The organism is Pseudomonas sp. AU11447 (genome assembly GCF_001672555.2).
Taxonomy (GTDB): domain Bacteria; phylum Pseudomonadota; class Gammaproteobacteria; order Pseudomonadales; family Pseudomonadaceae; genus Pseudomonas; species Pseudomonas nitroreducens.
Genome location: NZ_LZDG02000024.1, coordinates 33,980 through 59,715, shown reverse-complemented (window position 1 = coordinate 59,715; position 25,736 = coordinate 33,980). Strand labels below are relative to the sequence as shown.

Annotated in this window: 22 protein-coding genes and 1 pseudogene; 11 read left to right on the top strand and 12 right to left on the bottom strand. The window is 65.2% G+C overall.

All coding sequences use genetic code 11. The annotated features are described in order from the left end of the window. The first annotated feature begins 4 nt into the window (after window positions 1-4). From A6723_RS05965 to A6723_RS05940, 6 genes are all read left to right on the top strand, one after another. Window positions 5-1,111 carry a polysaccharide biosynthesis/export family protein gene (locus A6723_RS05965; RefSeq protein WP_082450613.1) on the top strand — a complete coding sequence of 369 codons (1,107 nt, stop codon included), beginning with the start codon at window positions 5-7 and terminating at the stop codon, window positions 1,109-1,111. A gap of 7 nt (window positions 1,112-1,118) precedes the next feature. Further along, window positions 1,119-1,775, top strand: a complete 657-nt coding sequence (locus A6723_RS05960) for a YjbF family lipoprotein (protein ID WP_054908297.1) — start codon at window positions 1,119-1,121, stop codon at window positions 1,773-1,775. Beyond that, complete coding sequence (locus A6723_RS05955; protein ID WP_054908296.1) at window positions 1,772-2,548, top strand: capsule biosynthesis GfcC family protein; 777 nt, start codon at window positions 1,772-1,774, stop codon at window positions 2,546-2,548. The genes A6723_RS05960 and A6723_RS05955 overlap by 4 nt, the downstream gene beginning before the upstream one ends. Continuing rightward, a complete protein-coding gene (locus A6723_RS05950; protein ID WP_054908295.1) occupies window positions 2,545-4,632 on the top strand; it encodes a YjbH domain-containing protein in 2,088 nt (695 codons plus the stop codon). The genes A6723_RS05955 and A6723_RS05950 overlap by 4 nt, the downstream gene beginning before the upstream one ends. 84 nt (window positions 4,633-4,716) lie before the next feature. Beyond that, window positions 4,717-5,115: a YbaY family lipoprotein gene (locus A6723_RS05945; RefSeq protein WP_054908294.1), complete on the top strand. Its 399-nt coding sequence runs from the start codon at window positions 4,717-4,719 to the stop codon at window positions 5,113-5,115. 109 nt (window positions 5,116-5,224) lie between these two features. Beyond that, entirely contained in the window at window positions 5,225-5,902 is a 678-nt protein-coding gene (locus A6723_RS05940; RefSeq protein ID WP_054908293.1) for a DUF4197 domain-containing protein, read from the top strand. 223 nt (window positions 5,903-6,125) lie between these two features. Here A6723_RS05940 and A6723_RS05935 read toward each other — a convergent pair whose 3' ends face one another. The 3 genes and pseudogenes from A6723_RS05935 to A6723_RS05925 all read right to left on the bottom strand — a co-directional run bounded on the left by A6723_RS05935 (window position 6,126) and on the right by A6723_RS05925 (window position 11,434). Further along, window positions 6,126-6,605, bottom strand: a complete 480-nt coding sequence (locus A6723_RS05935; protein WP_054908292.1) for a Bro-N domain-containing protein — start codon at window positions 6,603-6,605, stop codon at window positions 6,126-6,128. 650 nt (window positions 6,606-7,255) lie between these two features. Next, window positions 7,256-10,324: pseudogene (locus A6723_RS05930) on the bottom strand (efflux RND transporter permease subunit). Between the two features lie 6 nt (window positions 10,325-10,330). Then, complete coding sequence (locus A6723_RS05925; protein WP_054908289.1) at window positions 10,331-11,434, bottom strand: efflux RND transporter periplasmic adaptor subunit; 1,104 nt, start codon at window positions 11,432-11,434, stop codon at window positions 10,331-10,333. Between the two features lie 97 nt (window positions 11,435-11,531). Between A6723_RS05925 and A6723_RS05920 the strand changes: the two genes are divergently transcribed. After that, a complete protein-coding gene (locus tag A6723_RS05920) occupies window positions 11,532-12,164 on the top strand; it encodes a TetR/AcrR family transcriptional regulator (protein ID WP_037009583.1) in 633 nt (210 codons plus the stop codon). Window positions 12,165-12,476: 312 nt separating this feature from the next. Here the strand turns inward: A6723_RS05920 and A6723_RS05915 are convergent, their stop codons facing one another. The 8 genes from A6723_RS05915 to ppc form a co-directional block, all read right to left on the bottom strand. Beyond that, window positions 12,477-13,259 carry a class I SAM-dependent methyltransferase gene (locus A6723_RS05915; RefSeq protein ID WP_054908288.1) on the bottom strand — a complete coding sequence of 261 codons (783 nt, stop codon included), beginning with the start codon at window positions 13,257-13,259 and terminating at the stop codon, window positions 12,477-12,479. 55 nt (window positions 13,260-13,314) lie between these two features. Further along, window positions 13,315-14,007: an extensin family protein gene (locus A6723_RS05910; RefSeq protein ID WP_054908287.1), complete on the bottom strand. Its 693-nt coding sequence runs from the start codon at window positions 14,005-14,007 to the stop codon at window positions 13,315-13,317. A gap of 3 nt (window positions 14,008-14,010) precedes the next feature. After that, window positions 14,011-14,838 carry an oxaloacetate decarboxylase gene (locus tag A6723_RS05905; RefSeq protein WP_054908286.1) on the bottom strand — a complete coding sequence of 276 codons (828 nt, stop codon included), beginning with the start codon at window positions 14,836-14,838 and terminating at the stop codon, window positions 14,011-14,013. 73 nt (window positions 14,839-14,911) lie between these two features. Further along, a complete protein-coding gene (locus A6723_RS05900) occupies window positions 14,912-15,769 on the bottom strand; it encodes a DUF72 domain-containing protein (protein WP_054908285.1) in 858 nt (285 codons plus the stop codon). A 4-nt stretch (window positions 15,770-15,773) separates the two neighbouring features. Then, the gene (locus A6723_RS05895; RefSeq protein WP_024765660.1) at window positions 15,774-16,118 is read right to left on the bottom strand and encodes a hypothetical protein; all 345 of its coding nucleotides are present in this window, start codon (window positions 16,116-16,118) and stop codon (window positions 15,774-15,776) included. 66 nt (window positions 16,119-16,184) lie between these two features. Then, window positions 16,185-16,859, bottom strand: a complete 675-nt coding sequence (gene tsaB, locus A6723_RS05890) for a tRNA (adenosine(37)-N6)-threonylcarbamoyltransferase complex dimerization subunit type 1 TsaB (protein ID WP_054908284.1) — start codon at window positions 16,857-16,859, stop codon at window positions 16,185-16,187. Between the two features lie 88 nt (window positions 16,860-16,947). Then, window positions 16,948-17,595 carry an adenylate kinase gene (gene adk / locus A6723_RS05885; RefSeq protein WP_024765662.1) on the bottom strand — a complete coding sequence of 216 codons (648 nt, stop codon included), beginning with the start codon at window positions 17,593-17,595 and terminating at the stop codon, window positions 16,948-16,950. Between the two features lie 247 nt (window positions 17,596-17,842). After that, the gene (gene ppc / locus A6723_RS05880) at window positions 17,843-20,479 is read right to left on the bottom strand and encodes a phosphoenolpyruvate carboxylase (protein WP_054908283.1); all 2,637 of its coding nucleotides are present in this window, start codon (window positions 20,477-20,479) and stop codon (window positions 17,843-17,845) included. A 207-nt stretch (window positions 20,480-20,686) separates the two neighbouring features. Between ppc and A6723_RS05875 the strand changes: the two genes are divergently transcribed. Further along, window positions 20,687-21,022 carry a hypothetical protein gene (locus A6723_RS05875; RefSeq protein ID WP_054908282.1) on the top strand — a complete coding sequence of 112 codons (336 nt, stop codon included), beginning with the start codon at window positions 20,687-20,689 and terminating at the stop codon, window positions 21,020-21,022. A gap of 296 nt (window positions 21,023-21,318) precedes the next feature. Here A6723_RS05875 and cadR read toward each other — a convergent pair whose 3' ends face one another. Further along, on the bottom strand, window positions 21,319-21,786 hold the full coding sequence (gene cadR / locus A6723_RS05870) for a Cd(II)/Pb(II)-responsive transcriptional regulator (protein ID WP_024765664.1): 468 nt from the start codon (window positions 21,784-21,786) through the stop codon (window positions 21,319-21,321). 87 nt (window positions 21,787-21,873) lie between these two features. Here cadR and A6723_RS05865 point away from each other — a divergent pair, with 87 nt between their 5' ends. The 3 genes from A6723_RS05865 (at window position 21,874) to A6723_RS05855 (ending at window position 25,665) form a co-directional block, all read left to right on the top strand. Further along, entirely contained in the window at window positions 21,874-24,249 is a 2,376-nt protein-coding gene (locus A6723_RS05865) for a heavy metal translocating P-type ATPase (RefSeq protein ID WP_256546890.1), read from the top strand. 176 nt (window positions 24,250-24,425) lie between these two features. Then, on the top strand, window positions 24,426-24,836 hold the full coding sequence (locus tag A6723_RS05860) for a DUF4398 domain-containing protein (RefSeq protein ID WP_054908281.1): 411 nt from the start codon (window positions 24,426-24,428) through the stop codon (window positions 24,834-24,836). A 37-nt stretch (window positions 24,837-24,873) separates the two neighbouring features. Next, a complete protein-coding gene (locus A6723_RS05855) occupies window positions 24,874-25,665 on the top strand; it encodes an OmpA family protein (protein WP_054908280.1) in 792 nt (263 codons plus the stop codon). Window positions 25,666-25,736 lie beyond the last annotated feature (71 nt).

Genomic DNA, 25,736 nt, shown 5'->3' with positions numbered 1-25,736 from the left:
CCCCATGATTCGTCCCTTGTCCCTTGCTGTCCTGTCTGCCCTCGCGCTTCAGGGATGCATGTTCTCCCCCGGCCAGAATCTGGATACCGCAAGACTGATGCAGGAGGACTCGGCTGAGTCCAGCCGCGTCCAGTTGGTGCAGATCACGCCCAAACTGCTCACGGTTGCAACCGCCACCCAGCAAGAGGACGCCGTTCCCGAGAAGCTCGCCAGCTTCCGGCCGGAGAGTTACCGGATCGGTGCCGGTGACCTTCTGTACATCACGGTATGGGACCATCCCGAACTGACTTCGCCCGCCGGGCAGCAGCAGCAAACCGATGCTAACGGTCGCCTGGTACGGCCAGACGGCACGCTCTTCTATCCCTACGTTGGCACCCTGCGCGTTTCGGGCAGGACGATCGAGGACGTGCGCAAGACCATTACCAACGCCTTGGCTGCCTATGTCGAAGCACCGCAGGTGGACATTGCCGTTCTGCGCTTTGCCAGCCAGCGAGTGATACTCAACGGCGCGTTCATCAAAGCAGGCCCGCAGGCGATCACCACCACTCCGCTGGCGCTGATGGAAGCCATTGGCGCCGCTGAACTGGATACCGCCAATGCCGACCTTTCCGGTCTTACGCTGCAGCGCGACAACCAGGTCTTCCATCTGAACCTGGATGCGCTGAACACTGCTCAAGGCGCGGACCTGTACAACCTGTACCTGAAGGACGGCGACCGCATCTACCTGCCCTATAACGACCGCAAGAAGGTCTATCTGATGGGTGAAGTCAACGCTCCGCGCGCACTGACCTTCAAGACCCGAGAGATGAACCTGGCTGATGCACTGGGCAGCGTTGGCGGCCTGAACCAGACCACAGCCAATGGCAAGGCCGTGTATGTCATTCGCGGTGTCGAGGATCTGGAGACGCAACGCGCCACGGTCTTCCAACTCGACGCGAACTCACCTACCGCCTTCATCCTCGCCCAACAATTCCAGTTGCAACCGCAGGATGTCGTCTATGTCGGCCCGGCCGGTGTGACTCGCTGGAACCGCCTGATCAGCCAATTGCTGCCGTCCGCCGGCATTCTCGGCACCGGTTCGACCATTCAACGCAACCTCAACAACAACTGAGCACTCCATGAATGCCTATCGCTTGCTCGCGTTGATGGTGCTCGCCTGCGCCTTGTCCGCCTGCAACCCACTGATGCAGGCCTCGCTGAGTACTCTGGGCGCCAGCTTCAGCAGCCCCGCTCCGCTTGAGCTGACACGCGCTCAAGTCAATTCTCTCCCCTACTACCAGATCGAGATCACCACCCAGTACGGCTCGGCGGTGATGGCGCTGGTACGCACACAAGGCGACCTGCAGTATTGGCAGGCTTCGTCGCGCCAGTTGCTGCTCCTGCAGGATGGCGTGGTGGTGCGCACACTGGGTTTCCCGGACGACTTGCTGGGAACCCGCCTCGCGCCGGGCTCACCCTTCGTCAAAGGGCTACAACATCTCGCCGAAGGCCAGGCAAGCCAGCGCTGGATCGATCTCGGGCCCGGTTACCTGCTGGATGTTCCACTCACGGGCAGGCTGCGTCGCGTCGGCCTCGAAACCGTACACATCCTCGATCAGGACCACCGGCTACTGCGAATTGACGAGCGCCTGAGCGCGCCGATCAAGGGCATGGCAGCCACCAACAGCTATTGGGTCGACCCGAACGACGGCTTCATCCTGCAAAGCCGCCAGCAGGTCACTCCCAGCCTCAACGTCACCATTACCCAGTTGCGCCCGCTTCGGAGCCAGCCATGAAGATCATTCGGCTTGCCCTGCTCGCGGCCAGCTTCGCTGCCTGCACAACCGCCCATGCGGTAACACGGATCGAAGTACTTGGAGAGTTGCCCTCCCCGGGAGTCCGGGAAATCGATGAAGGCCTTCGTCTAGGTGTGCTGCTGCAACAACTTCAGGTCAATCCCCAGAGCTATTGGCTAGGTGCGTCCTGGCAACGTCAAAGCCTGATGCAGGAGCAACGCCGGCTGAAGGCTGGCGTCCTGTTCGACCTGAGCCAGGTACAACACCTTGCACGGCTGCAGGACAAACCCGGCCTCGCGAACACCGCCCGGCGGCTCAGCGAGCAGGTGATAGCCCTGCCCGTCACCGGTCGGCGGACCTACCACCTCGACCCGCTGCAAGTAGAGCTCAACGCCGAACACTCGCCAAAGCTCCAGGGCGGAGATCGCCTGATCCTCCCGCAACGGCCGGCCACTGTGCGGATCATCGGCGCAGTCTCGAACGACTGCGAACTGCCCTTCGTACCACTGCAACCGGCCTATCGCTATGTGCCGCAGTGCTCCGTACTCGATGACGCAGACCCGGATTACCTCTATCAGATCCAGCCTGACGGCCAGGTTACCCGGCTTGGGATTGCCCTATGGAACCGCGAGGAGCAAGCGGCCCCCCCCGCGCCCGGTGCCGTGCTACTGGTGCCGCTGGATGCCCAGGAGGTCAAGGACAGCGCACCAGATTTGAACCGCGAACTGGCCGACTTCCTGGCCACCCAACCCCTGCCGGCGGAAACACCATGAAGCCTCGCCACAGTCTCTGTCTGCTGCTGGCCAGTGCCAGCCTAGCGGCCGCCGACCCACGCTACACCCAGAACGATTTTGGCGGCGTCGGCCTGCTGCAGACCCCAACCGCGCGCATGGCGCCTGCGGGGGAAATCAGCATCAACGCCAATCGCACCGATCCCTACTCGCGCTATAGCTTCTCGCTGCAGCCCTTCGACTGGCTGGAGGGTACCTTCCGCTATACCTCGATCAGCAACCGCAAGTATGGGCCTGATGATCTGAGCGGCGACCAGAGCTACAAGGACAAGGCCTTTGACGTCAAATTCCGCCTGTTGCAGGAATCGCGCTGGGTACCCGAAATTGCGCTGGGCGGTCGCGATATCGGCGGTACCGGGCTGTTCTCAAGCGAGTATTTTGTTGGCAACAAGCGCGTGGGCGACCTCGATTTCAGCCTTGGTCTGGCCTGGGGCTACATCGGCAATCGCGGCGAGCTGGACAACCCGCTCGGCTGGGTCGACGACAGGTTCAATACACGCCCCCAAACGGAAGGCACCGGCGAGCTAAGCTCCAACAGCTACTTCCGTGGCCACCCGTCTCCCTTCGGCGGTATCAACTGGCAAACACCGTGGGAGCCGTTGTCGATCAAGCTCGAGTATGACGGCAACGATTATCAGCATGAGCCGCAGAACAACAACCAGAAGCAGAACTCGCCGTTCAACATCGGCATGGTGTTCAAGGCCAGCGACTCCATCGACCTGCATGCAGCCTTCGAGCGCGGCAATACCGCCATGTTCGGCATCACCCTGCACACCAACTTCGCCAGCCGCACGGCGCCCGCAAAGGTCAACGACCCGGCTCCGGAACCACTGCAGCAGAAAGCGACCGAGCGCCAGCCCGATGCTGTGGACTGGGCAGAGGTTTCCCGGCGCGTAGAAGAGAACGCCGGGTACAAGGTAAACCGCATCACCCACAAGGACAGCGAAGTCGTGCTCTACGGCGAACAGACCCGCTATCTGTACCCGCCCGAAGCCGTCGGGCGCACTGCGCGCATTCTCGACAACAGCACCGGTGACGATGTCCAGTGGTTCACTATTGTCGATACACGCTACGGCCAGCCTGTAGTAGAAACCAGCGTGCCGCGCCGGGTATTCCGCGACGTCGCAAACCAGGAACGGCCACTGGAAGACCTTCGCCGCACCACTGAGCAGAGCGCGCCGTTACCGCAACAGGAAGAACTGGTTTATCAACAGAAACCCGATCCGTTCAGCTACAACCTAGGCCTGGGCTACAACCAGAGTATCGGTGGCCCCGATAATTTCCTGCTGTACCAGTTCACCGCTGATCTCGACAGCGAGTATCGCTTCACTCCGAGCCTGTGGTGGAACGGACTGCTCAGCGCCAATCTGATCAACAATTACGACGACTTCACCTACGACGCACCGAGCAACCTGCCACGGGTACGCACCGACATCCGTCAGTACATGACTACCTCCAGTGTCATGTTGCCCACCTTCCAGCTGAACAAGACCGCACGACTGGACCAGGACCTCTACGGCATGGTTTATGGCGGTTACCTGGAAAGCATGTACGCCGGCATTGGTGGCGAACTGCTCTATCGCCCGATGAACGAAGCCTGGGCCGTAGGTGCCAATCTGGACCTGGTCCGCCAACGCGATTTTGATCAGCACTTCGGCCTGCGCGATTACCAGACTGCGACGGGCTTCGTCACGCTCTACTGGCAAACCGGCTTCGAAGACATCCTCGCCCAGGTCAGCGCTGGTCGTTACCTGGCTCGCGACTGGGGCAGCACGCTCGATCTCTCTCGGCAGTTCCGCAACGGCGTGCGTTTTGGTGCCTGGGTTACCCTCACCACGGCCAGCAAGGATGCCTACGGCGAAGGCAGTTTCGACAAGGGTCTCTACGTCTCGATCCCCTTCGACGAGCTGATGAGCAGCTCGACCATGCGCCGAGCCAATCTTTCCTGGGACCCGCTGACCCGCGACGGTGGCGCTCGCCTCAACCATTATTACTCGCTCTACGACCTCACCGAAGGGCGTGACCCAGTGATGTTCCAGAACTTGTTCGGACGCATCGTGAAATAACTCGAAGCTCTCCCGGATCATGGCGCGGAAACCAAAGTCACCCACAATGGTCTGACGCGCCCTGGATCCAAGGAGAGTTCCCTTATGAAAACCCTACCCCTGCTACTGATGGCCGGCCTGCTCGCCGCGTGCAGTTCCACTCCTTCCGGAGACAAGGCGTCGCTGGACGGCGAAGTCTTCTACCTGCAGCGCATTGCTCTACCGCCGACAGCCCAGGTGACTGTCAGCCTGCAGGACGTTTCCCTGGCCGACGCGCCCGCCACCGAACTGGCCCGGCAGCAACTGGAATCCGGTCGCCAGGTGCCACTGGCGTTCCACCTCGACTACGACCGTAGTCAGGTCAAGCCGGGCCACAGTTACGCCGTCAGTGCTCGCATCGAGGACAACGGCCGTCTGCTCTTCATTACAACCGAGCGCCACAGCGTCAAACTCGACGGTAACGACCCGCAACCACTGAGAGTCCGCGTCGACCCCGTGCGCTGATTCACCGCGCCGCCGGGTTTTCCCCGGCGGCCTTCCTCCGTTAATCTCCCCCCTCCATTCTCCACCACGGGGCCGCCCCGGCCGCCGTGTTTCGCTCAAGGAAGTATCGATGCTGCGATTCCCCGTTCTGCTGGCCGGCGCCCTGCTGTCCGTCAATGCCTTCGCCCTGTCCCTTTCCGACCTCAGCCAGAGCGACGCCGCCGGCGGCCTGAAGGATGCGCTGACTCAGGGTGCGCAGGTGGCCGTGAAGCAACTCAGCCAGCCCGGCGGCTTCAGCAACGACCCGGCCGTGCGCATCGAGCTGCCCGGCAAACTGGGCAAGGCCGCCAAGACCATGAAGCAGTTCGGCATGGGCGCCCAGGTCGACCAGCTCGAAGCGAGCATGAACAAGGCCGCCGAAGCCGCCATGCCGCAGGCCCAGGCGCTGCTGGTGGATGCAGTGAAGAAGATGAGCGTGACCGATGCCAAGGGCATTCTGCAGGGTGGCGAGCACTCGGCGACGGACTACCTGAACCGCAGCAGCCGCGAGCAACTGCGCGCGAAGTTCCTGCCGATCATCAAGCAGGCCACCGACCAGGTGGGCGTAGCCAAGCAGTACAACGCTTTCGCCAGCCAGGCCGCCGCCTTCGGCGTGGTCGATGCGAAGAGTGCGAACATCGAGAACTACGTGACCGAGGAAGCACTGGACGGCCTGTTCAAGCTCATCGCCGAGCAGGAGAAGACCATTCGCCAGAACCCGACGGCCGCCGCTACTGGCCTGGCGAAGAAAGTATTTGGAGTGCTCTGAGCAGACGTGCGCCGCGGGCGCCAAGAGCGTTCGCGAGCAAGGACTGGGCGTCCCCCTCGCTCCTACAGGTAAGTGAAAGCCCGGCCAATGCCGGGCTTTTTCATGCCTACAGATTGGTGTCACGCGAGCCCCCCTGCAGGAGCGCGCCCTGGGCGCTAACTGCGGGCATAGACCACTCCTGCAGGTGCTGCGAGCGATGGGTATCGCTGCGCCTCACGCCATCCTATGAGAAGCTGCCGCGCTCCAGTAATCGGCCAGCGTCGCCGAGGCGTAGCCATACGCTGCCTTGCCACTCCAGTACGGTCAGCGGGTAGCCCTGTACCTCGCGCACAGCCTGACGAGGACCATAGCCCGTTGGCAGTTGGGCATCGCGCAGGGTCGGCACGACTTCGTTGCTCAGCCACTGGCGCAGGTTGCGGTTTTCCGGGTGGTAGAAGTAGACCAGCAGCAGTGTGTAGAGGCCGCTTTCGTTGACCAACAGTTCGTCCTCGCTGCCACCGAGCAGGTGCTCCCAGCGGTACTGGTCGGGATCGAGCTTGCGGGTGGTTCGGCCGCTTACGTCGGAGTTGGTCAGGCGGGCCAGGTCGCGGGTGGAGAACCAGGCCTGGCGGTCGATCATCAGGCCACGCAGGGTGCGGTCGAAGCGCTGAAAGGTTTGGAAGCTCAGGCCTTTGTCAGCTGGGAACAGCTTGGAAGGGTTCATGCGGTCTCTCCTCATACAGCGAAAGAGCCGCCCCCGGGAAAAGGGAGGCGGACCGTGCAAGGGTGGAAAACCGGGTGCTACAGCTATAGACCGGTCGGGCCGAAGCCCGCCTCACACGGTCCGCCATAGACAGCCAGAGTTGGCCCGGCCTACGAAAGGCCGGGCCATCCCTGCTATGGCGATAGCTGGAGCACTACAGGTTTCCACACCTGACCACGGCTGTTCCGTGGCGGAGAGAACGCTAAGCAGCAGGCTTGTAGGACCGCAACGCCATTGATGAGTCAGGCGGTTCCTGAACGATGACCAAGCACCTTACGGAACGATCCGTGTCTGGGAATCGGCTTCAGGAAAAGGTCATGAGGGTGACAGGTAGAAAGGTTCGCGTATGTCGGACGATTCGTTTCGAGCAGCCAGACGGCGGATAACGCTGCGCGTTATTCGCCCTACGCCGAGGTTCGATGGGTGGAGTCTGTCTGTAGGAGCGAAGGGGACGCCCAGTCCTTGCTCGCGAACCCGTTCAACGCCGGAGTCGCTGGGAAGCCAGTTCGCGAGCAAGCTCGCTCCTACAGAAAGCCGAAGCACCGTAGGGCGGACAACGCTGGCGCGTTATCCGCCCTGCATGCAGTTACTCACACTGCCCCATGCCTTCGTCAGGCTTCCTTCTTCACCCTGAACCACGCCGCATACAGCGCCGGCAGGAACAGCAGCGTCAGCGCCGTGGCGACGATCAGGCCGCCCATGATCGCCACCGCCATCGGGCCGAAGAACACACTGCGCGACAGCGGGATCATTGCCAGCACCGCCGCCAGGGCGGTCAGCACGATGGGGCGGAAACGCCGCACCGTGGCTTCGATGATGGCGTGCCAGGTATCCATGCCATGGGCGCGATCCTGCTCGATCTGGTCCACGAGGATCACCGAGTTGCGCATGATCATCCCCGCCAGGGCGATGGTGCCGAGCATGGCGACGAAGCCGAAGGGCTTCTGGAACACCAGCAGGAACAGGGTTACGCCGATCAGGCCCAGCGGCGCGGTGAGGAACACCATGATCATCCGCGAGAAGCTGCGCAGCTGGATCATCAGCAGGCTGAGAACCACCACGATGAACAGCGGTACGCCGGCGTTCACCGAATCCTGGCCCTTGGCCGAGTCTTCCACGGTGCCCCCGACCTGCAGCAAATAACCGTCCGGCAATTCGGCCCGGATCGGGTCAAGCGTCGGCGAGATCTGCTTCACCAGCGTCGCCGGCAACGAGTCGTCGTAGATGTCGGCGCGCACGGTCACAGTCGGCAGGCGGTTACGCCGCCAGATGATGCCTTCTTCGAAGCCGTATTCCAGCGTCGCCACTTGCGACAGTGCCACGCTGCGGCCGCTGCTGGTCTGCATCGACAGGCTGGGCAGCTGCGAGAGGTCATGCCGGCCGCGCTCGTCGCCGCGCAGGAGGATCTCGATCAGCTCGTTGTCCTCGCGGTAGTAGCTGACGGTGGAACCGGTCAGCGAGCTCTGCAGGAACTGCGAGATATCCGAGGTGCTCACGCCCAGGGCGCGGGCGCGCTCCTGGTCTATGTCGAGGAAGATCGCCTTGCTCGGCTCTTCCCAGTCCAGGTGCACGTTCACCACATGGGGGTTCTCGCGCATCTTGTCGGCAACCTTGCGCGCCAGCTCGCGGACTTCCGGGATGTGCTCGCCGGAGACGCGGAACTGCACCGGGTAGCCCACCGGCGGACCGTTCTCCAGGCGGCTGATGCGCGTGCGCAGGGTCGGGAAGTCCTCGTTCATGTGCTTGATCAGCCACTGGCGGATTTCCTCGCGCGACTCCAGGCTCTTCGCCAGGACCACGAACTGCGCAAAGCTCGCCGCCGGCAGTTGCTGGTCCAGCGGCAGGTAGAAGCGCGGCGAACCGGTGCCGACATAGGCCACGTAGTTGTCGATGCCCGGATGCTCGGCGAGCATTTTCTCCAGGCGATTGACCTGCTCGGTGGTGGCGGTGAGCGAATCGCCCTCGGCCAGTTTCAGGTCCACCAGCAATTCCAGGCGCGCCGACGGCGGGAAGAACTGCTGCGGCACCAGGCGGAACAGCATGATCGAGCCGATGAAGGCTGCCACGGTCAGCAGGATCACCGTCTTGCGGTAGCGCACGCACCATTCCACCACGCGGCGGAAACGCTGGTAGAAGGCAGTGGAATACGGATCGTGGCCTTTGTCGGTGCCGCCGTGTTTTTCCGCGTAGCGCTTGGCAAGGTCGGGCAGAAGTTTCTCGCCCAGGTAGGGCACGAAGACCACGGCGGCGATCCACGACACCAGCAGCGCGATGGTCACCACCTGGAACAGCGAGCGGGTGTACTCGCCGGTACCCGATTGCGCGGTGGCGATGGGCAGGAAACCGGCAGCGGTCACCAGCGTGCCGGTGAGCATCGGGAAGGCCGTACTGGTCCAGGCGTAACTCGCCGCCTTGAGCCGGTCGTAGCCCTGCTCCATCTTCACCGCCATCATCTCCACGGCGATGATCGCGTCGTCCACCAGCAGGTCCAGCGCCAGCACCAGCGCGCCGAGGGAAATCTTGTGCAGGCCGATACCGAAGTAGTACATGCAGGCGAAGGTCATCGCCAGCACCAGCGGGATCGATAGCGCCACCACCAGGCCGGTGCGCAGGCCGAGGGAGAAGAAGCTCACCAGCAGCACGATGATCAGCGCCTCGGCCAGCACGCGGACGAACTCGCCGACGCCTTCGCGCACCGCTGCCGGCTGGTCGGACACCTTGCGCAGCTCCATGCCTGCCGGCAGCGTCTGCTGCAGGCGTTCGAATTCCGAGTCGAGCTTCTTGCCCAGCACCAGGATGTCGCCGCCGTCCTTCATGGCCACGGCGATGCCAATGGCATCCTCGCCCATGAAGCGCATACGCGGCGCGGGCGGGTCGTTGAAACCGCGGTGCACCTCGGCCACATCGCCGATGCGGAAGGTGCGGTCGCCGACGCGGATCGGGAAGGAGCGGATGTCCTCCACCGAATCGAAGCGACCAGACACGCGCAGTTGCACCCGGTCAGTGGCCGTCTCGAAGAAGCCGGTGGCAGTCACCGCGTTCTGTTCTTCCAGTGCCTTCTGCACCGCCGCCAGCGGCAGGCCGAGGGTGGCGAGCTTGGTGTTGGACAGGTCGATCCAGATTTTCTCGTCCTGCAGGCCGACCAGTTCGACCTTGCCGACGTCCTTGATGCGCTGCAGCTGCAGCTGCAGGCGGTCGGCGTAGTCCTTGAGCACCGCGTAGTCGAAGCCCTTGCCCGACAGCGCGTAGATATTGCCGAAGGTGGTGCCGAACTCATCGTTGAAGAACGGCCCCTGGATGCCCTGCGGCAGGGTGTAGCGGATGTCGCTGACCTTCTTGCGGATCTGCTACCAGAGCTCGGGAATGTCGCGGGAGTGGAAGTCCTCGCGGGCGACGAAAGTCACCTGGGATTCACCGGGCCGCGAGAAGGAGATGATGCGGTCGAAGTCGCCGGTCTCCATCAGCTTCTTCTCGATGCGCTCGGTGACCTGGCGCGAGACTTCTTCGGCGGTCGCGCCCGGCCAGTTGGTCTTCACCACCATGGCCTTGAAGGTGAATGGCGGGTCTTCGCTCTGCCCGAGCTTGGTGTAGGACAGCGCACCGACTATGCCCAGCAGCAGCATGAGGTACAGGACGATGGAGCGGTTCTGCAGCGCCCAGGCGGAAAGGTTGAATTGCATCGGGCGTTACTCCTTCGCCACCAGCTTGATCGACCGGTTCTCCCGGTCGACAGGCCTTACCTCCTGCCCTTCACGCAGCACCTGGACACCGGCTGCCACCACCCAGTCGCCATCCTTCAAACCTTCGAGCACCGGCACGCGGTCTTCGGCGTAGGGACCGACGCGCACCGGGCGACGGTGCAGGGTGGAAGTCTTCGGATCGACCACCCAGACAAATGGCTGGCCTGCCTCCGAGGTCAGCGCGGCCAGTGGCACCGCCAGCGGCACGGCGCCCTCGGCATGGACGTAGACGCGGGCGCTCTGGCCCAGTTCGGCGGGCACTTTCGGATCGTCGAAAGCAACGCGCGCTGCAAAGGTGCGCGATTGCGGATCGGCCGCCGGCGAGAGTTCGCGAATCTTGCCGCTGAAGCGCTTGTCACGCTGCGACCAGAGCTCGACGCTCACTGCTTCACCAACGCGGAAGCGCTCGAAGGCATGTTCGGGGAAGCTGATCAGTACTTCGCGGTCGCCATCGGCGGCCAGGGTGAAGACGGTCTGCCCAGCGGCGACCACCTGCCCCACCTCCACACGGCGCGTGGCGATCACGCCGTCCTGGGGCGAGCGCAATACCGCGTAGCCAGCCTGGTTGCTGGCCACGTCGTATTCGGCGCGAATCTGCTTCACGCGCGCTTCGCCGGCGCGGTAGGTGTTCTCGATATTGTCGAACTGCGACTGGCTGACCAGCTGGCGCTCCAGCAGGGTCTTGTAGCGGGTGTATTCGGAGCGGACGGTCTGCAGGTTGGCTTCGGCTGCCGCCACCTGCGCACGAGTGGCTTCGAGCTGCAGACGAACGTCTTCAGGATCGAGTTCCGCCAGCGGCTGGTCCTTCTTTACCCGCTCGCCGGTTTCCACCAGGCGCTTGCTGACCTTGCCACCAATGCGGAACGCCAACTCCGGCTCGTGGCGGGCATGGACTTCGCCGGGATAGGCTTCGGTGATGTCACGCGCCGGCAGCGGCTGTACCACGATGGCCGGACGCACAGCGGGCTTGGGAGGCTCGCCATTACCGCAGGCAGAAAGGGAAAGGATGAAGGCAGCAGGCAGCGCGACAGACAGAGCATGGCGGAACATGATGTGTGACCTTTCGCAAAACGCGGTTGGAATTCTTATACTCCCCGGTATAGTAAAAATACAGAACCCATCAGTCCAGTATTAGAAATGTAAAATCATGTCGCCATCGAACTCATCGAACGGCCCGGGTCGCCCCAAGGACCCCGCCAAGCGCCAAGCCATTCTCGAGGCCGCCAAGGAGCTGTTCGTCCGCCATGGCTACGACGGCAGCAGCATGGAGGCCATCGCCGCCGAGGCCGGGGTGTCCAAGCTCACCGTGTACAGCCACTTCACGGACAAGGAGACGCTGTTCGTCGAAGCCGTGCAGGCCAAGTGTGCGGAGAACCTGCCAGAGCTGTTTGCAGAGCCATCGGCCGATGCGCCGCTGGAAAGCCTGCTGCTGAACCTGGCGCGCGGCTTCAATCAGTTGATCAACAGCCCGGAGGCCATTGCGCTGAGCCGGCTGATGATTGCCCAGGGCGGGCAGAACCCGCATCTGTCACAGCTGTTCTTCGACGCCGGCCCGCAACGCGTGCTGGACCAGATGGAGCGCCTGCTGGAGCAGGCTCGCCAGCAGGGCAAGTTGGCGATGGACAGCCCGCGCCGGGCCGCCGAGCACTTCCTGATGCTGGTGCAGGGCTGCGTGCACTTCCGCCTGATGATCGGTTGCGTGGAGCCGCCGACCGAGGAGGAGTCCGAGGCTCACGCGCAGGAAGTGGTGGCGCTGTTCCTCAAGGCTTTCAGGCCCTGACTCACGCCGGAGTGCCTAGGGAAGAAGCGAGCTTGCTCGCGAACAGGACTTCCCGGCGAGTTCGGCGTTAGGCGGGTTCGCGAGCATGCTCGCTCCTACAAGAATATCAGCCCCCGCAGACTGGCCCGCACCGCCGGTGTAACGGACTTCCCTCCCCCCAGCGCCCCGCTCCTGAGGGAGAGGGAGCAGCACAGTCTCATCCTGCATCGATCGGTCCCCTCTCCCTCAGGAGCGGGGCGCGTAGCCAGGGTTAGGGTGAGGGCTGGATCGCGCGAGGCATTATCAGCCAGGAGCAGACCCGCAAAGTGGCCGTCAGCCCTTGAGGCTCTTCAGCGGATAGATGTCATAGCGGCTGGACTTGCCTTCCAGGCTGTAGCTGGGCTTCTGCCCCTCGATGATCGGCGCTTTGCGCGGGCGCTTGACCACCACCCGGTGGCTGGCCAGCTTCAGCGCCGCATCCAGCAGCGCCGGCGCGTCCAGGTCGTCGCCCACCAGTGGGCGGAACAGGCGCATTTCCTTCTTCACCAGCGCACTCTTGTCGCGGTGCGGGAACATCGGGTCGAGGTAGATCACCTGCGGCGCCTCGCCTTCCCAGGCGGCCATGCGCTCGATCGCATTGCCCTGCAGCAGGCGCATACGCGCGACGATGGCGCCCACCTCGAAATCCCCGGCGGCACGGGCCAGGCCGTCTTCCAGCAGCGCGGCGATGATCGGTTGGCGCTCGGTCAGGTGCATCTCGCAACCCAGGGTCGCCAGCACGAAGGCGTCCTTGCCCAGGCCGGCGGTGGCGTCCAGCACACGGGGACGCACGCCCTGCTGGATACCCACGGCCTTGGCAATCATCTGCCCGGCGCCGCCGCCGAACTGGCGACGATGCGCGGTGGCGCCTTCGAGGAAGTCCACCCGCACCGGGCCGGGCGAGTCCGGCCCCAGTTGCAGCAGTTGCAGGCCTTCATCGCCCAGTTGCAGAGCGAAGTCCGCATTCCCCTCGCCCAGCGGCAGCCCGAGCCGCTGCGCCCACTGCTCGGCGGACGCCTGCCAGGCAGGCGCCAGGGCCTGGACGACGATGCGCGGCGGAGTGAGGACTTCGGTCATGGCGGGGCGATCCTGGAAAAAACCGCAATTCTACCGCAGCGCGCAGCCGGCGGGCTCAACGGCAGATCTGCCAGCCGCCCAGGTCGAGGTGAAAATGGTCATGGTGGGCGCGGTTGTAGTCCGGTCCCAGCACAGCGTCGAAGTTGCCGCAGGCGCCGTCGCGCACGGCACGCAGGAAGCGAGCGGCATCGCCCTCCCCCGACCAGTCCCTGGCCACGACGATGCGCCGGCCGTCGGCGAGGCGGAAGGCGGCAATGTCCAGCGCGTTGGCACTCGCGTGCTGGCTGCGGCGGGCATCGGCGCGCCCGTAGATGTTGCGGCAGGCAAAGCTGCCCAGGTGCTCCACGCCAACCACCGGCTGGCCGTAGACGGCCCTTGCAGCCGGTTGCAGCGAGTGCCGCTCGAACAGCGCGAAGCTCACCGCCAGCGGGCAACTGGCGAGGAAGCTGCTGCTCAGCTTTACCTCGGCGGCCTGCACGCGCCAGACGTTCTGCAACGGGCAACCGGCGACCGGCTCGCTGTCGGCCATCGACTGCGCCTTGAGATCAGAACTCTGCAACGCCAGGCGGCACAGGTCGACGTCGTCACGCAGTCGCCAGAGCTTGTAGCGGGTCAGCAGGTTGGGCTCATCGCGCACATCCAGCGGTGCCCAAGGATTCCAGCGAGCTGGCAGGCTCAGCCACTGCTGCTGCACCGATAACGCGAACCCCGCGCAGGCGAGGACGAAAGCGAGCAGCCACCAGCGCAAGCGTCAGCCCCGGAAGAGTCCGTTGATGCGGTCGAAGGGCATGGCGTTGTGCATCGGCTTGAGGTCGCCCTTGGCCAGCGCTTCGGCGCTACTGAAGAAGGCGCCGTAAGCCGCGCGTGCCAGGGTCGAACCGACGCTGACGCGCTTCACCCCCAACGCTGCCAGCTCCTCCAGGCCAAGTTGCACGGCGGGCGAGCCCACCAGCACGTTGACCGGTCGCGGTGCCACGGCGCTGACCACGGCGGCGATTTCCTCGCGAGTCTTCAGGCCCGGCGCGTAGAGCACGTCGGCGCCGGCTTCGGCGAAGGCCACCAGGCGGCGAATGGTGTCATCCAGGTCGGCACGGCCATGCAGGAAGTTCTCCGCCCGCGCCGCCAGGGTGAACGTGAAAGGCAGGGCCCGGACCGCCTGCACGGCGGCGGTGATGCGCTCGACCGCCAGCTCCAGCGGATAGATGGGTGTGTCCGGGCGGCCGGTGGCGTCTTCGATGGAACCGCCGACCAGCCCGCAGGCGGCAGCCAGGCGGATAGTCTCGGCGCAATCGTCAGGCGTATCGCCGTAGCCATTCTCCAGATCGGCGGCAACCGGCAATGGCGTCGCCTCGATGATCTGCCGCGCATTGGCCAGGGCTTCGTCGCGATTGACGGCGCCTTCGGCGTCGCGGCGTCCCAGCGCGAAAGCCAGCCCGGCGCTGGTGGTCGCGAGGGCTTCGAACCCCAGATGGGCAAGCATCTTTGCCGAGCCGGCATCCCAGGGGTTGGGCAGGACGAACAGGCCCTCGCGCTGGTGCAGCGCGCGGAAGGCTTCGCCGCGTTGTTGTTGATGGGTCATGGCTGTCTCCTTGCCGAGCGGGAAGGAGCAGGTTAGCCCCCTCGCCCGCTCGCCGCCATGCACAGTTGGGGTGTCAGAGCAGGCCGAGCTGCTCCACTTCCGGCTTCGGCTCGAACAGTGCCGGCAAACCTGGAAGGCGCTCGCGCAGCAAGGCATGGAAGCGCTGCGCCTGTTCGGCGGCGCGGTGGTTGTCCGGCGTGTGGAGGAAAACGTAGGGCGTCAGGCCCTGCTCGATCCACTCGGCCACCTTGCCGACCCAGGGCGCAAGGTGAACGAGATTGGCGTCCAGGTCCGGCCCACCGATGAAGCGCACCTGCGGGCTGTCGCTGAAGGCCGCCGGGCGCACCGGTACCTTGGGCTTCTTCGACTGTGCGTGCAGCACGTCAGGGTCGTCAGACCGGCAGGCAAACAGCGCCCGCGAGTCCAGGCAGATACGTTCTACACCACGATCCAGCAGCAGCCGGTTGAGCGCCCGCTCCTCCTCGCCCTTGGCAAAGAACGCCGGGTGTCGCACCTCGACGGCAAGGCGACGCTCGGCGAAGGCGTCGAGCCAGGCCGCCAGCTCGCCCAGCCGATCCGGTCCGAAACTGGCCGACACCTGCAGCCACAGCGGCGCGACGCGCTTACCCAGCGGCCTCAGCAGATCGAGGAAATCCCGCGTGTTCTCCAACTGGCCGCGCAGGTCGCCCTCGTGGCTGATATCGCGGGGCAACTTGGCGCAGAAGCGGAATGTCTCCGGCATGGTCTGCGCCCAGCGCGCGAGGGTATCGGCGTTGGGGCGGGCGTAGAAAGTGGTGTTGCCTTCCACAGCGTTGAACACCTGGGAGTAGAAGCCCAGGGTATCGGCGGGACGCAGGTCAGCGGGATAGAAGGTGCCGCGCCAGGCAGGCTCGTTCCAAGATGGACATCCGAGGAAATACGGCAGCGACATCGAATCAGGCGTAGAGGTCGAGACCGAGGACTTCCTGGCCTTCGTACTGGCCGGCCATGCTGGCGGTGCTGGTGTAGCTGGCCAGCGCCTGGGCAGCACGGGAGCTCAGCGGGCGCTGGTACTCGATGTCTCGCAGGGTCGCCGGCACGCCGTAGCTGCTGGCGCTGGAGGATTCGACGCGGCGGGTCTGCGGCTGCGAGTCCAGCCCCTGGCTCGCCGAGGTCGGCGCGGGTTGGTCGCGGCGGGCTTCGACGTCACTCTGCACATCCCGATACGGCGTGACCGCAGTGCCCGTCCGGGAACCGCGCTCAGGCGTCTGGGATATGGAAGTGAAACCGTCGATACGCATGTCAGAAACTCGGTGGGAATGCGCTCACTCTAGCGAGCGCTCCAGGCTGCGGTCAATTGGCACAGGTCAGGCTTTCTTGGGTGTCGCCACGTTGTCCCGCAGGTAGACGGGCTGCGCGTGCTCTGCGTCAACCGACTCGCCCCGCGCCCAGGCGAATTCGGCCAGGGTCAGCAGGTCTTCGGCGTGCGGCAACAGGCTGGCATCGCAGGCGGCAACCTTCACCGCCAGGCGCTCCTCGAAGCCCCAGCCGGTGCCGGAGCCGAACCACTCGCCCTGGGCATCGCGCGGCAGCTCGACGCGCTCGGGCGGCAGCACCGCCTCGGCGCCGGCCAGACGCATCTCGCCCTGCTCCACGCGGTAGCAACCCCAGTACACCTCGTCCATGCGCGCATCGATGGCAGCGGCAACCTGGGCGGCGCCGTGCTCGCGGTGCGCACGCTGGGCCAATACCGCCAGGTCGGAGATCGGCAGCACCGGCTTCTGCAGGGCGAACGCCAGGCCCTGGACGACGCCGATGGCGATACGCACACCGGTGAAGGCGCCGGGGCCGCGGCCGAAGGCGATGGCGTCGACGGCGGACAGCGCGATGCCGGCCTCGCCGAGGATGTCCTGCACCATGGGCAACAGGCGCTGGGCGTGCAGGCGCGGGATCACCTCATGGCGCACGAACCGGCGGCCGTCATGCAGCAGGGCGACGGAACAGGCTTCGGTCGAGGTATCCAGGGCCAGCAGCGTGGGCATGGTGCTTTCCATTAGTCGATAAAAAACGGGCGGGCATTATAAACGCCAAAGGCCCGCATGTGCGGGCCTTTGGCAGACGCGGGAGCGATCAGCTCAGAGCGGCGAGCACCTTGGTGGTGATCTGCTCTACCGAGCCGACACCCTCGACGCGGGTGTACTTCGGGGTGCCTTGGGCGGCGGCCAGCTTCTGGTAGAAATCGACCAGCGGCTTGGTCTGCGAGTGATAGACCGACAGGCGGTGACGCACGGTGGCTTCCTTGTCGTCTTCGCGCTGGATCAGCTCTTCACCGGTCTCGTCGTCCTTGCCGGCAACCTTCGGCGGGTTGTGCTCGACGTGGTAGACGCGGCCGGAAGCGGCATGCACACGGCGGCCGGCGATGCGGCTGACGATTTCTTCGTCTTCAACGGCGATCTCGACGACGTTGTCGATGGTGACGCCCGCTTCCTTCATGGCCTCGGCCTGGGGAATGGTGCGCGGGAAGCCATCGAACAGGAAGCCGTTGGCGCAGTCGGGCTGGGCGATACGTTCCTTGACCAGGTTGATGATCAGGTCATCGGAGACCAGACCACCGGCGTCCATCACGCTCTTGGCCTGCAGGCCCAGTTCGGTGCCGGCCTTGACCGCTGCACGCAGCATGTCGCCGGTGGAGATCTGCGGAATGCCGAACTTCTCAGTGATGAAGCGAGCCTGGGTACCTTTGCCGGCACCGGGCGCCCCGAGCAGAATCACACGCATCGATATGCTCCTTAATACTTGTTAAGCGAAATCACGGATCCGCCTCTTGGGGCCAATCTCATCGTGCTGGAATGGCGCAGACATGCGCCGAAAGGTTGCTCACGATACACAGCGGTCCCCTGCCAGACAAGCCGGCCATGGGGACTGCGCGAGCCGGTCCCGGGCGCTTGATGGCACCTGGAACAGCCATCAAATTAATCTCATTTGCCGGCTCGGCAATCCACCTTTGGTGGGGGGTGATGTGCCCTCAACCGGTATTGCGCAGCCCCGCGGCTATCCCCGCGACCGTGACCAGCATGGCCTGCTCCAGACCGCCGCAGGCATCGCCGGTGCAGCGTCGCGAGCGGGCCAGCAGCTCGGCCTGGAGCAGGTGCAGCGGGTCCAGGTAGGTATTGCGCACACCAATGGATTCGCGCGTCTCGGCGGCGTGAGCGAGCAGTTGGGACTGCCCGGTCAGGCCCAGCACCACGCGCACCGACTGCGACAATAGGTCGCGCAAATGCGCACCTAATGGTCGCAGTTCCGATTGCACCAGGCGCTCGTCGTAGAGTTGGGCAATTTCCCGGTCGGCCTTGGCCAGCACCATCTCCAGCATGTCGATGCGGGTGGTGAAGAACGGCCACTCCTTGCGCATACGGGACAACAGCGCGCCCTCGCCACGCTCGATGGCCTTGAACAACGCGTCTTCCCAACCCAGCCAGGCCGGCAGCATCAGGCGCGTCTGGGTCCAGGCGAAGATCCAGGGAATCGCCCGCAGGCTTTCCACCCCGCCCTCGCGTCGTTTGGCCGGGCGGCTGCCCAGCGGCAGGCGGCCCAGCTCCTGCTCCGGCGTGGCCTCGCGGAAGTAGTCGACGAACTGCGGGTTCTCCCGCACCACCGCGCGGTAAGCGAGCACGCCATCGGCGGCCAGGCGATCCATCTCCTCGCGCCAGGCCGGCTCTGGCACCGGCGGCGGCTGCAGGGTGGCTTCCAGCACCGCGGCGAGATAAAGGTTGAGGTTCTGCTCGGCGATATCCGGCAGGCCGAACTTGAAGCGAATCATCTCGCCCTGCTCGGTGGTGCGGAAGCGCCCGGCCACCGAGCCCGGCGGCTGCGAGAGGATCGCCGCGTGGGCCGGGCCGCCGCCACGGCCGACGGTGCCGCCACGGCCATGGAACAGCAGCAGTTCGATACCATGGTTGCGGCAGATGTCCACCAGCGCCTCCTGCGCGCGGTACTGCGCCCAGGCCGCCGCCAGAGTACCGGCATCCTTGGCCGAGTCGGAGTAGCCGATCATCACTTCCTGCGGCCCGGCCAGGCGGGTGCGGTAGCTGTCGAGGCTGAGCAGGCGGTCGATGCAGGGGCCGGCGTTGTCGAGGTCATCCAGCGTCTCGAACAGCGGCACGACGCGCATCGGCCGCTCCAGGCCGCATTCCTTGAGCAGCAATTGCACGGCGAGCACGTCGGACGGCTGGCCGGCCATGGAGATGACGTAGGAGCCCAGCGACGCTGCCGGCGCCTGCGCCACCACGCGGCAGGTGGCGAGTACTTCGGCGGTCTCGGGGCAAGGTTCGTAGTTCGCCGGCAGCAGCGGGCGACGGCTGGCGAGCTCTTCCAGGAGGAATTCCTGGCGCACGCTTTCGTCCCACTCGGCGTAGTTGCCCAGCCCGAGGTAGTCGGTGATCTCGCTCATCGCCCTGGCGTGGCGGGTGGAATCCTGGCGCACGTCCAGCCGGGCCAGGAACAGGCCGAAGGTGGCGGCGCGGCGCAGGGTATCGAGCAAGGCGCCATCGGCGATTACGCCCATGCCGCAATCGTGCAGCGAGCGGTGGCAGAGTTGCAGTGGTTCGAGCAGCTCTCGGTTGTCTTGCAGCACCTCGCTGCCGGGCTCTTCGCCGGTATGGATAGCCCGCTCGGCCCACGCACGGGTGGCACGCAGACGTTCGCGCAGTTGCTTGAGCAACGCACGGTAGGGCTCGGCAAGCTCACCCACGTCGGCGCGCAGTTCTTCGCTGGCCTGCTGCATGGATAGATCAGCAGCCAGGCTATCCACGTCGCGCAGGTAGAGATCGGCGGCCATCCAGCGCGCCAGCAGCAGGACCTCGCGGGTGATAGCGGCGGTGACATTGGGGTTGCCGTCGCGGTCGCCGCCCATCCAGGAGGCGAAGCGGATCGGCGCGGACTCCAGCGGCAGCCGTTCACCGAGGGTTTCCTGCAGGGTGCGATCGACATGCCGGAGGAAGTCCGGCAGCGCGTGCCAGAGGGAGTGTTCGATCACCGCGAAGCCCCATTTCGCCTCGTCCACCGGGGTCGGCCGGGTGCGGCGGATTTCGTCGGTGTGCCAGGCCTCGGCGATCAGGCGCTGGAGTTTTTCCTGCACCGCCTGGCGCTCTTCGGGCAACAGGTCGCTGTGGTCACCAGCGGCCAGTTGGCCGGCGATGGCGTCGTACTTCTGGATCAGCGTGCGGCGCGCCACTTCGGTGGGGTGCGCGGTGAGCACCAGTTCGATCTCCAGCTCCGCCACCTGCCGCGCCAGGCCTTCGGCACCCAGGCCGGACTTGCGCAGGCGCCCCAGCAATTCTGTCAGCACGCGGTTCTCGAAGGGCTCCGGCTCCTTCGGCGTTCGGCGACGAATGCGGTGGTACTGCTCGGCGATATTGGCCAGGTTGAGGAACTGGTTGAAGGCGCGCGCCACCGGCAGCAGTTCGTCCTCGCCCAAGTCGTCGAGGGTCGCGGTGAGCTGCTTGGCGCCTTCCGCCGAGCCACGCCGCGCGGCCTTGGCGCCGGTGCGGATCAGCTCGATCTTGTCGAGGAAGCCCTGCCCGTACTGGGCGCGGATGGTCTGCCCGAGCAGTTCGCCAAGCAGGTGAACGTCCTCGCGCAGGCGCGCATCGATATCCGGCATCGCGGTCTCCTTGGAGTGAGAGCGCCCATTGGAAAGGGCCACGCTGAGAGTTTCACAGTGCCGCCAGGTGTGGCGGCTGACAAGCGCTCGACGAACGCCCGCAGTCATGCTCGGACAACGTCTAGGCTGAAAGTTATCCCCATCGTCGGGAAAACCTGCGGCGGCCTCACGAGGGCCGACCGCCACGTAACGACCCTAGAGGTGAATATGAAGATCCGCGAGCTGGTACGCCATTGGGAACAGAACGCCAGGGGGCGCATGACCAACCACCAGTACAGCATTCCGCTGGACGTCGAGACCGCCGCGCGTCTGGCCGCGCTGCACGACATGTACCCCAAGCGCAGCGACGAGGAGCTGCTGGGGGAACTGGTCAGCGCGGCGCTGGAGGAGCTGGAGGCAAGCTTCCCCTACGTGCAGGGAAACAAGGTGGTGGCCCAGGACGAACAGGGCGACCCGATCTACGAGGACACCGGCCCGACGCCGCGCTTCCTGGCGCTGTCGCGCAAGTACCTGCATGAGCTGACGGAGGCGGAGCACTCCTGAAACCCAGCGCCCTGGAGTTTTCCGGGGTGCTGGATTCTATTTGTTGGAGCGAGCTTGCTCGCGAACAGGCCTGCCGGCAGCTCCAGCGCTGGGCGGTTTCGCGAGCAAGAACTAGGCGTCCCCCTCGCTCCTACATAAAAGCGGTGCCAACTGTCCGTTCCTACGCATGGCCTCAGATCAACAAATTGGCCCAGTAGGACCCATGCCCTGGGACAGGTTATGCGCCAGCCGGCGCTCAATGGCGGATAACGCTGACGCGTTATCCGCCCTACGAATTCTCGAGCCCGACAATACGATCAATGCCGGCCATGCACGCCTGGCACATGCAAATGCCCCGCCTCGGCGCACGCATCGGGAATCACCGAAGGCTCCGCCGGCTGTTCCAGCTCGCGCAAGATGCCGCAATCCACGCTGCTGCCCTCGCCCTGGCACTGCGCGCGCAGGTCGCGCAATTGCTGGCTGAGCGACTGCAGTTCGGCGATGCGCACCTCGACGTGGTGCAGGTGCTCGTCGATCAGCCGATTGGCGGTACCGCAGTCGGACTCGGGGCGGTCGCGCAGGCCAAGGAGGATGCGGATTTCCTCCTGGGTCATGTCCAGCGAACGGCAATGGCGGATGAACGACAGCCGCTCGACGTGGCTGGCGTCGTACTGGCGGTAGTTGCCCTCGCTGCGCGACGGCGCGGGCAGCAGGCCTTCGCGCTCGTAGTAGCGGATGGTTTCCACTGGGCAGCCGGTCAGTTTCGCCAGTTCACCGATCTTCATTTTCGACTCCTCGCCAGCAGGTGCTTGACTCTGTAGTTGCTACAGGGTGTGCAATCAGCAGCAACTCGTCAAACAGGAACGGACGACATGACTGCCAATCGCCAGGGCCCGATCATCCACGGTCCCGCCCCAATCCAGGATCAGCACCGCGAACAGGAAGCCGCCGGCTGCTGCGGCTGCGACAAAGGCGCGCTACTGCGCGCTCCGGCCGCCGAACCTGCCCCGCACGCTCACGACCATGCCCATGATCACGATCACGATCACGATCACGATCACGATCACGATCACGATCACGATCATCAGCATGAGCGTATCGATCCCGCGCAAGCGGCAAGCGCCGTGGCAGGGGCTGCGGCCGGCGAGCTGCGCTGGACCAGCCTGCGCATCGAGGCCATGGACTGCCCCACCGAGGAACGCCTGCTGCGCGACGCACTGGGCCGCGTGCCGGCGGTGGAGGACCTCGACTTCAACCTGATGCAGCGCCTGCTGCGCGTGCAGCACCGCTTCGATAGCATCGAGCCGCTGCAGAAGCTGGTGGCCTCCCTCGGCATGCAGGCCGAGCCCGTGGACGAAAACGCTCCTGCGCCCGCACAACCCGCCCAGCAGAAACCCTGGTGGCCGCTGGCGCTGGCCGGTGTCGCGGCGGCGGGTGCGGAGTTCTTCGAGTGGTTCGCCATCGGCCCGCACTGGCTGGTGGCGGTGCTGGCCATCGCGGCGATCCTTGGCGCCGGCCTGCCGACCTACCGCAAGGGCTGGATCGCCCTGAAGAACCGCAACCTCAACATCAATGCCCTGATGAGCATCGCCGTGACCGGCGCCATGCTGATCGGCCAGTGGCCGGAAGCGGCCATGGTCGCCGTGCTGTTCGCCATCGCCGAGCTGATCGAGGCCAAATCGCTGGACCGCGCGCGCAACGCCATTCGCGGCCTCCTGCAACTCGCCCCGGAGCAGGCCACGGTGCTGGTCGACGGCCAGTGGCAGGAGCTGCCGGCCAAGACCGTGACGCTCGATGCCCGCGTGCGGGTGCGCCCGGGCGAGCGCATCGCCCTGGACGGCGAGGTGCTCGACGGCCGCTCCAGCGTCAACCAGGCGCCCATCACCGGTGAAAGCCTGCCGGTGGAAAAACAGGCCGGCGACACCCTGTTCGCCGGCACCATCAACGGTGAAAGCGCGCTGGAATACCGCGTCACCCGCGTGGCCGACGACAGCACCCTGGCACGCATCATCCATGCGGTGGAAGAAGCCCAGGGCTCGCGTGCGCCGACCCAGCGCTTCGTCGACCAGTTCTCGCGCATCTACACCCCGGCGGTGTTCCTCATCGCCATCGCCACTGCGCTGCTGCCGCCGCTGTTCTTTGGCGGCGCCTGGCTCGACTGGGTCTACCGCGCGTTGGTGCTGCTGGTGATCGCCTGCCCGTGCGCCCTGGTCATCTCTACTCCGGTGACCATCGTCAGCGGCCTGTCAGCGGCGGCTCGCCTGGGTATCCTGATCAAGGGCGGGGTGTTCCTGGAAATGGGTCGTTCGTTGAGCTGGATCGCCCTCGACAAGACCGGCACGCTCACCGAAGGTCGCCCGCGCCAGACCGATTTCACCGCCCTGCGGGAAACCACCGCCGGCGACGTTCGCGCGCTGGCCGCCAGCCTTGCGGCGCGTTCGGATCACCCGGTCTCGCACGCCGTGGCACAGGCCGCCGAGGCAGACGACATTGCGCTGTACAGCGTCGGCGAGCTGACTGCCCTGCCCGGCCGCGGCGTGAAAGGCGAGATAGACGGGCGAACCTACCACCTGGGCAACCACCGCCTGGTGGAGGAGCTGGAGCTGTGCTCGCAGGAACTGGAGGCGCGCCTCGACGCCCTGGAACAACAGGGCAAGACGGTCATCGTGCTGCTCGATAGCGAGGGCCCGCTGGCACTGTTCGCCGTGGCCGACGGCGTCAAGGAGACCAGCCGCGAAGCCATCGCCCAGTTGCACGCGCTGGGCGTGAAGACGCTGATGCTGACCGGCGACAACCCGCACACCGCCAACGCCATCGGCGCCCAGGTGGGCATCGACGAAGCACTGGGCAACCTGCTGCCCGAGGACAAGCTGCGCGAGGTAAAGCAGCGCCAGGAAGGTGGCCAGCGCGTCGGCATGGTCGGCGACGGCATCAACGACGCTCCCGCCCTGGCCCGCGCCGACATCGGTTTTGCCATGGGCGCGGCGGGCACCGATACCGCCATCGAAACAGCCGGCGTCGCGCTGATGGACGATGACCTGCGCAAGCTGCCGTCCTTCATACGCCTGTCGCGCCAGACCCATCGCGTGCTGATACAGAACATCACCCTCGCGCTGGGCATCAAGGCGGTGTTCCTCGCCCTCACCCTGGCCGGCGAAGGGACCCTGTGGATGGCGGTCTTCGCCGACATGGGTGCCAGCCTGCTGGTGGTGTTCAACGGTCTGAGATTGCTGCGTCATCGCGGCTGATCCCAGTGGATCGTCACCAATGCCCGCCAATACGGCGGGCATTTTTTTTGAACCCCCTGACAAAACCCTTAGTCCCCTAATCAGATGCCCACGAAGCCGCAGACCAGCGTGGCAGGCATCCACCGGCACTCGAATCGCCGAGGGAACCCCTTACCAAACGTCAGAGGATTCACCCAATGGAACTGAAATCTCAGAGCGCTCGAACCGTCCCGACCGCCTCCACCTGCGCCTCCCTGCGCCTCAGCCTGCTCGCCCTTGGCAGCGCCGTGCTGCTGGCTGGCTGCGCCGGCAACCCGCCCAGCGAACAGATGGCCGTCACCGAATCGGCGGTGAACGCCGCCGTCAGCTCCGGTGGACCGGAATTCGCCCCGGTCGAAACCAAGAATGCCCAGGACAAACTCGCCCAGGCGCGCATTGCCCTGAACGACAAGGAATACGACCAGGCCAAGCGCCTGGCACAGCAGGCCGAATGGGACGCTCGCGTGGCAGAGCGCAAGTCGCAGGCCGTGAAGGCGCAGAACAACGTCAAGGACGCCCAGCAGGGCGTGATGGAGCTGCGTCAGGAAGGCCTGCAGCAGGCCCAGTGATCCCGCCCCTACGTCCGGTCATATAAGGAATTCCGACATGAACAAGCTCATCGTACTGCCCGCCATCTCGACTCTCGCCCTGGCCCTGGCCGCGTGCTCGACGCCGCCCAACGCCAACCTGGAGAAAGCCCGCAGCGACTTCCAGGCGCTGCAGGCTGAACCCCAGGCCACCCAGCAGGCCGCGCTGGAAACCAAGGACGCCGGTGACTGGCTGGCCAAGACCGACAAGGCCTACCGCGACGGCGCCGACCAGAAGGACGTCGACCAGATGGCCTACCTGACCCAGCAGCGCATTGAGCTGGCCAACCAGACGGTGGCCCTGCGCAACGCCGAGGACCAGATGAAGAACACCTCGGCCCAGCGCGCCCAGGCCCGTCTGGATGCCCGTACCGCACAGCTGAACAAGCTCAAGGGCGAGCTGAACGCCAAGCAGACCTCGCGCGGAACCATGGTGTCCTTCGGCGACGTGCTGTTCGATCTCGACCGCGCCGAGCTGAAGTCCGGCGCCATGAGCAATGTGCAGAACCTCGCCGGCTACCTGCAGCAGAATCCGGAACGCAAGGTCATCGTCGAGGGCTACACCGACAGCAGCGGCTCGTCCTCCTACAACCAGGGGCTTTCCGAGCGCCGCGCCGACGCTATTCGCCTGGCCCTGCTGAGCCAGGGAGTCACGCCCGATCGCGTCGTATCCCGCGGTTACGGCAAGGAGTATCCGGTGTCGAGCAACGCGACCCCGGCCGGCCGCGCCATGAACCGTCGCGTCGAGGTCACCATTTCCAATGACGCCAACCCGGTGCAACCGCGCTCGGCGGTGAGCGGTACTTATTGATCCTTCGGGATACAGCGCTCTTGTAGGATGGCGTGGAGCGAAGCGATACCCATCGATCACTGCACCTGCAG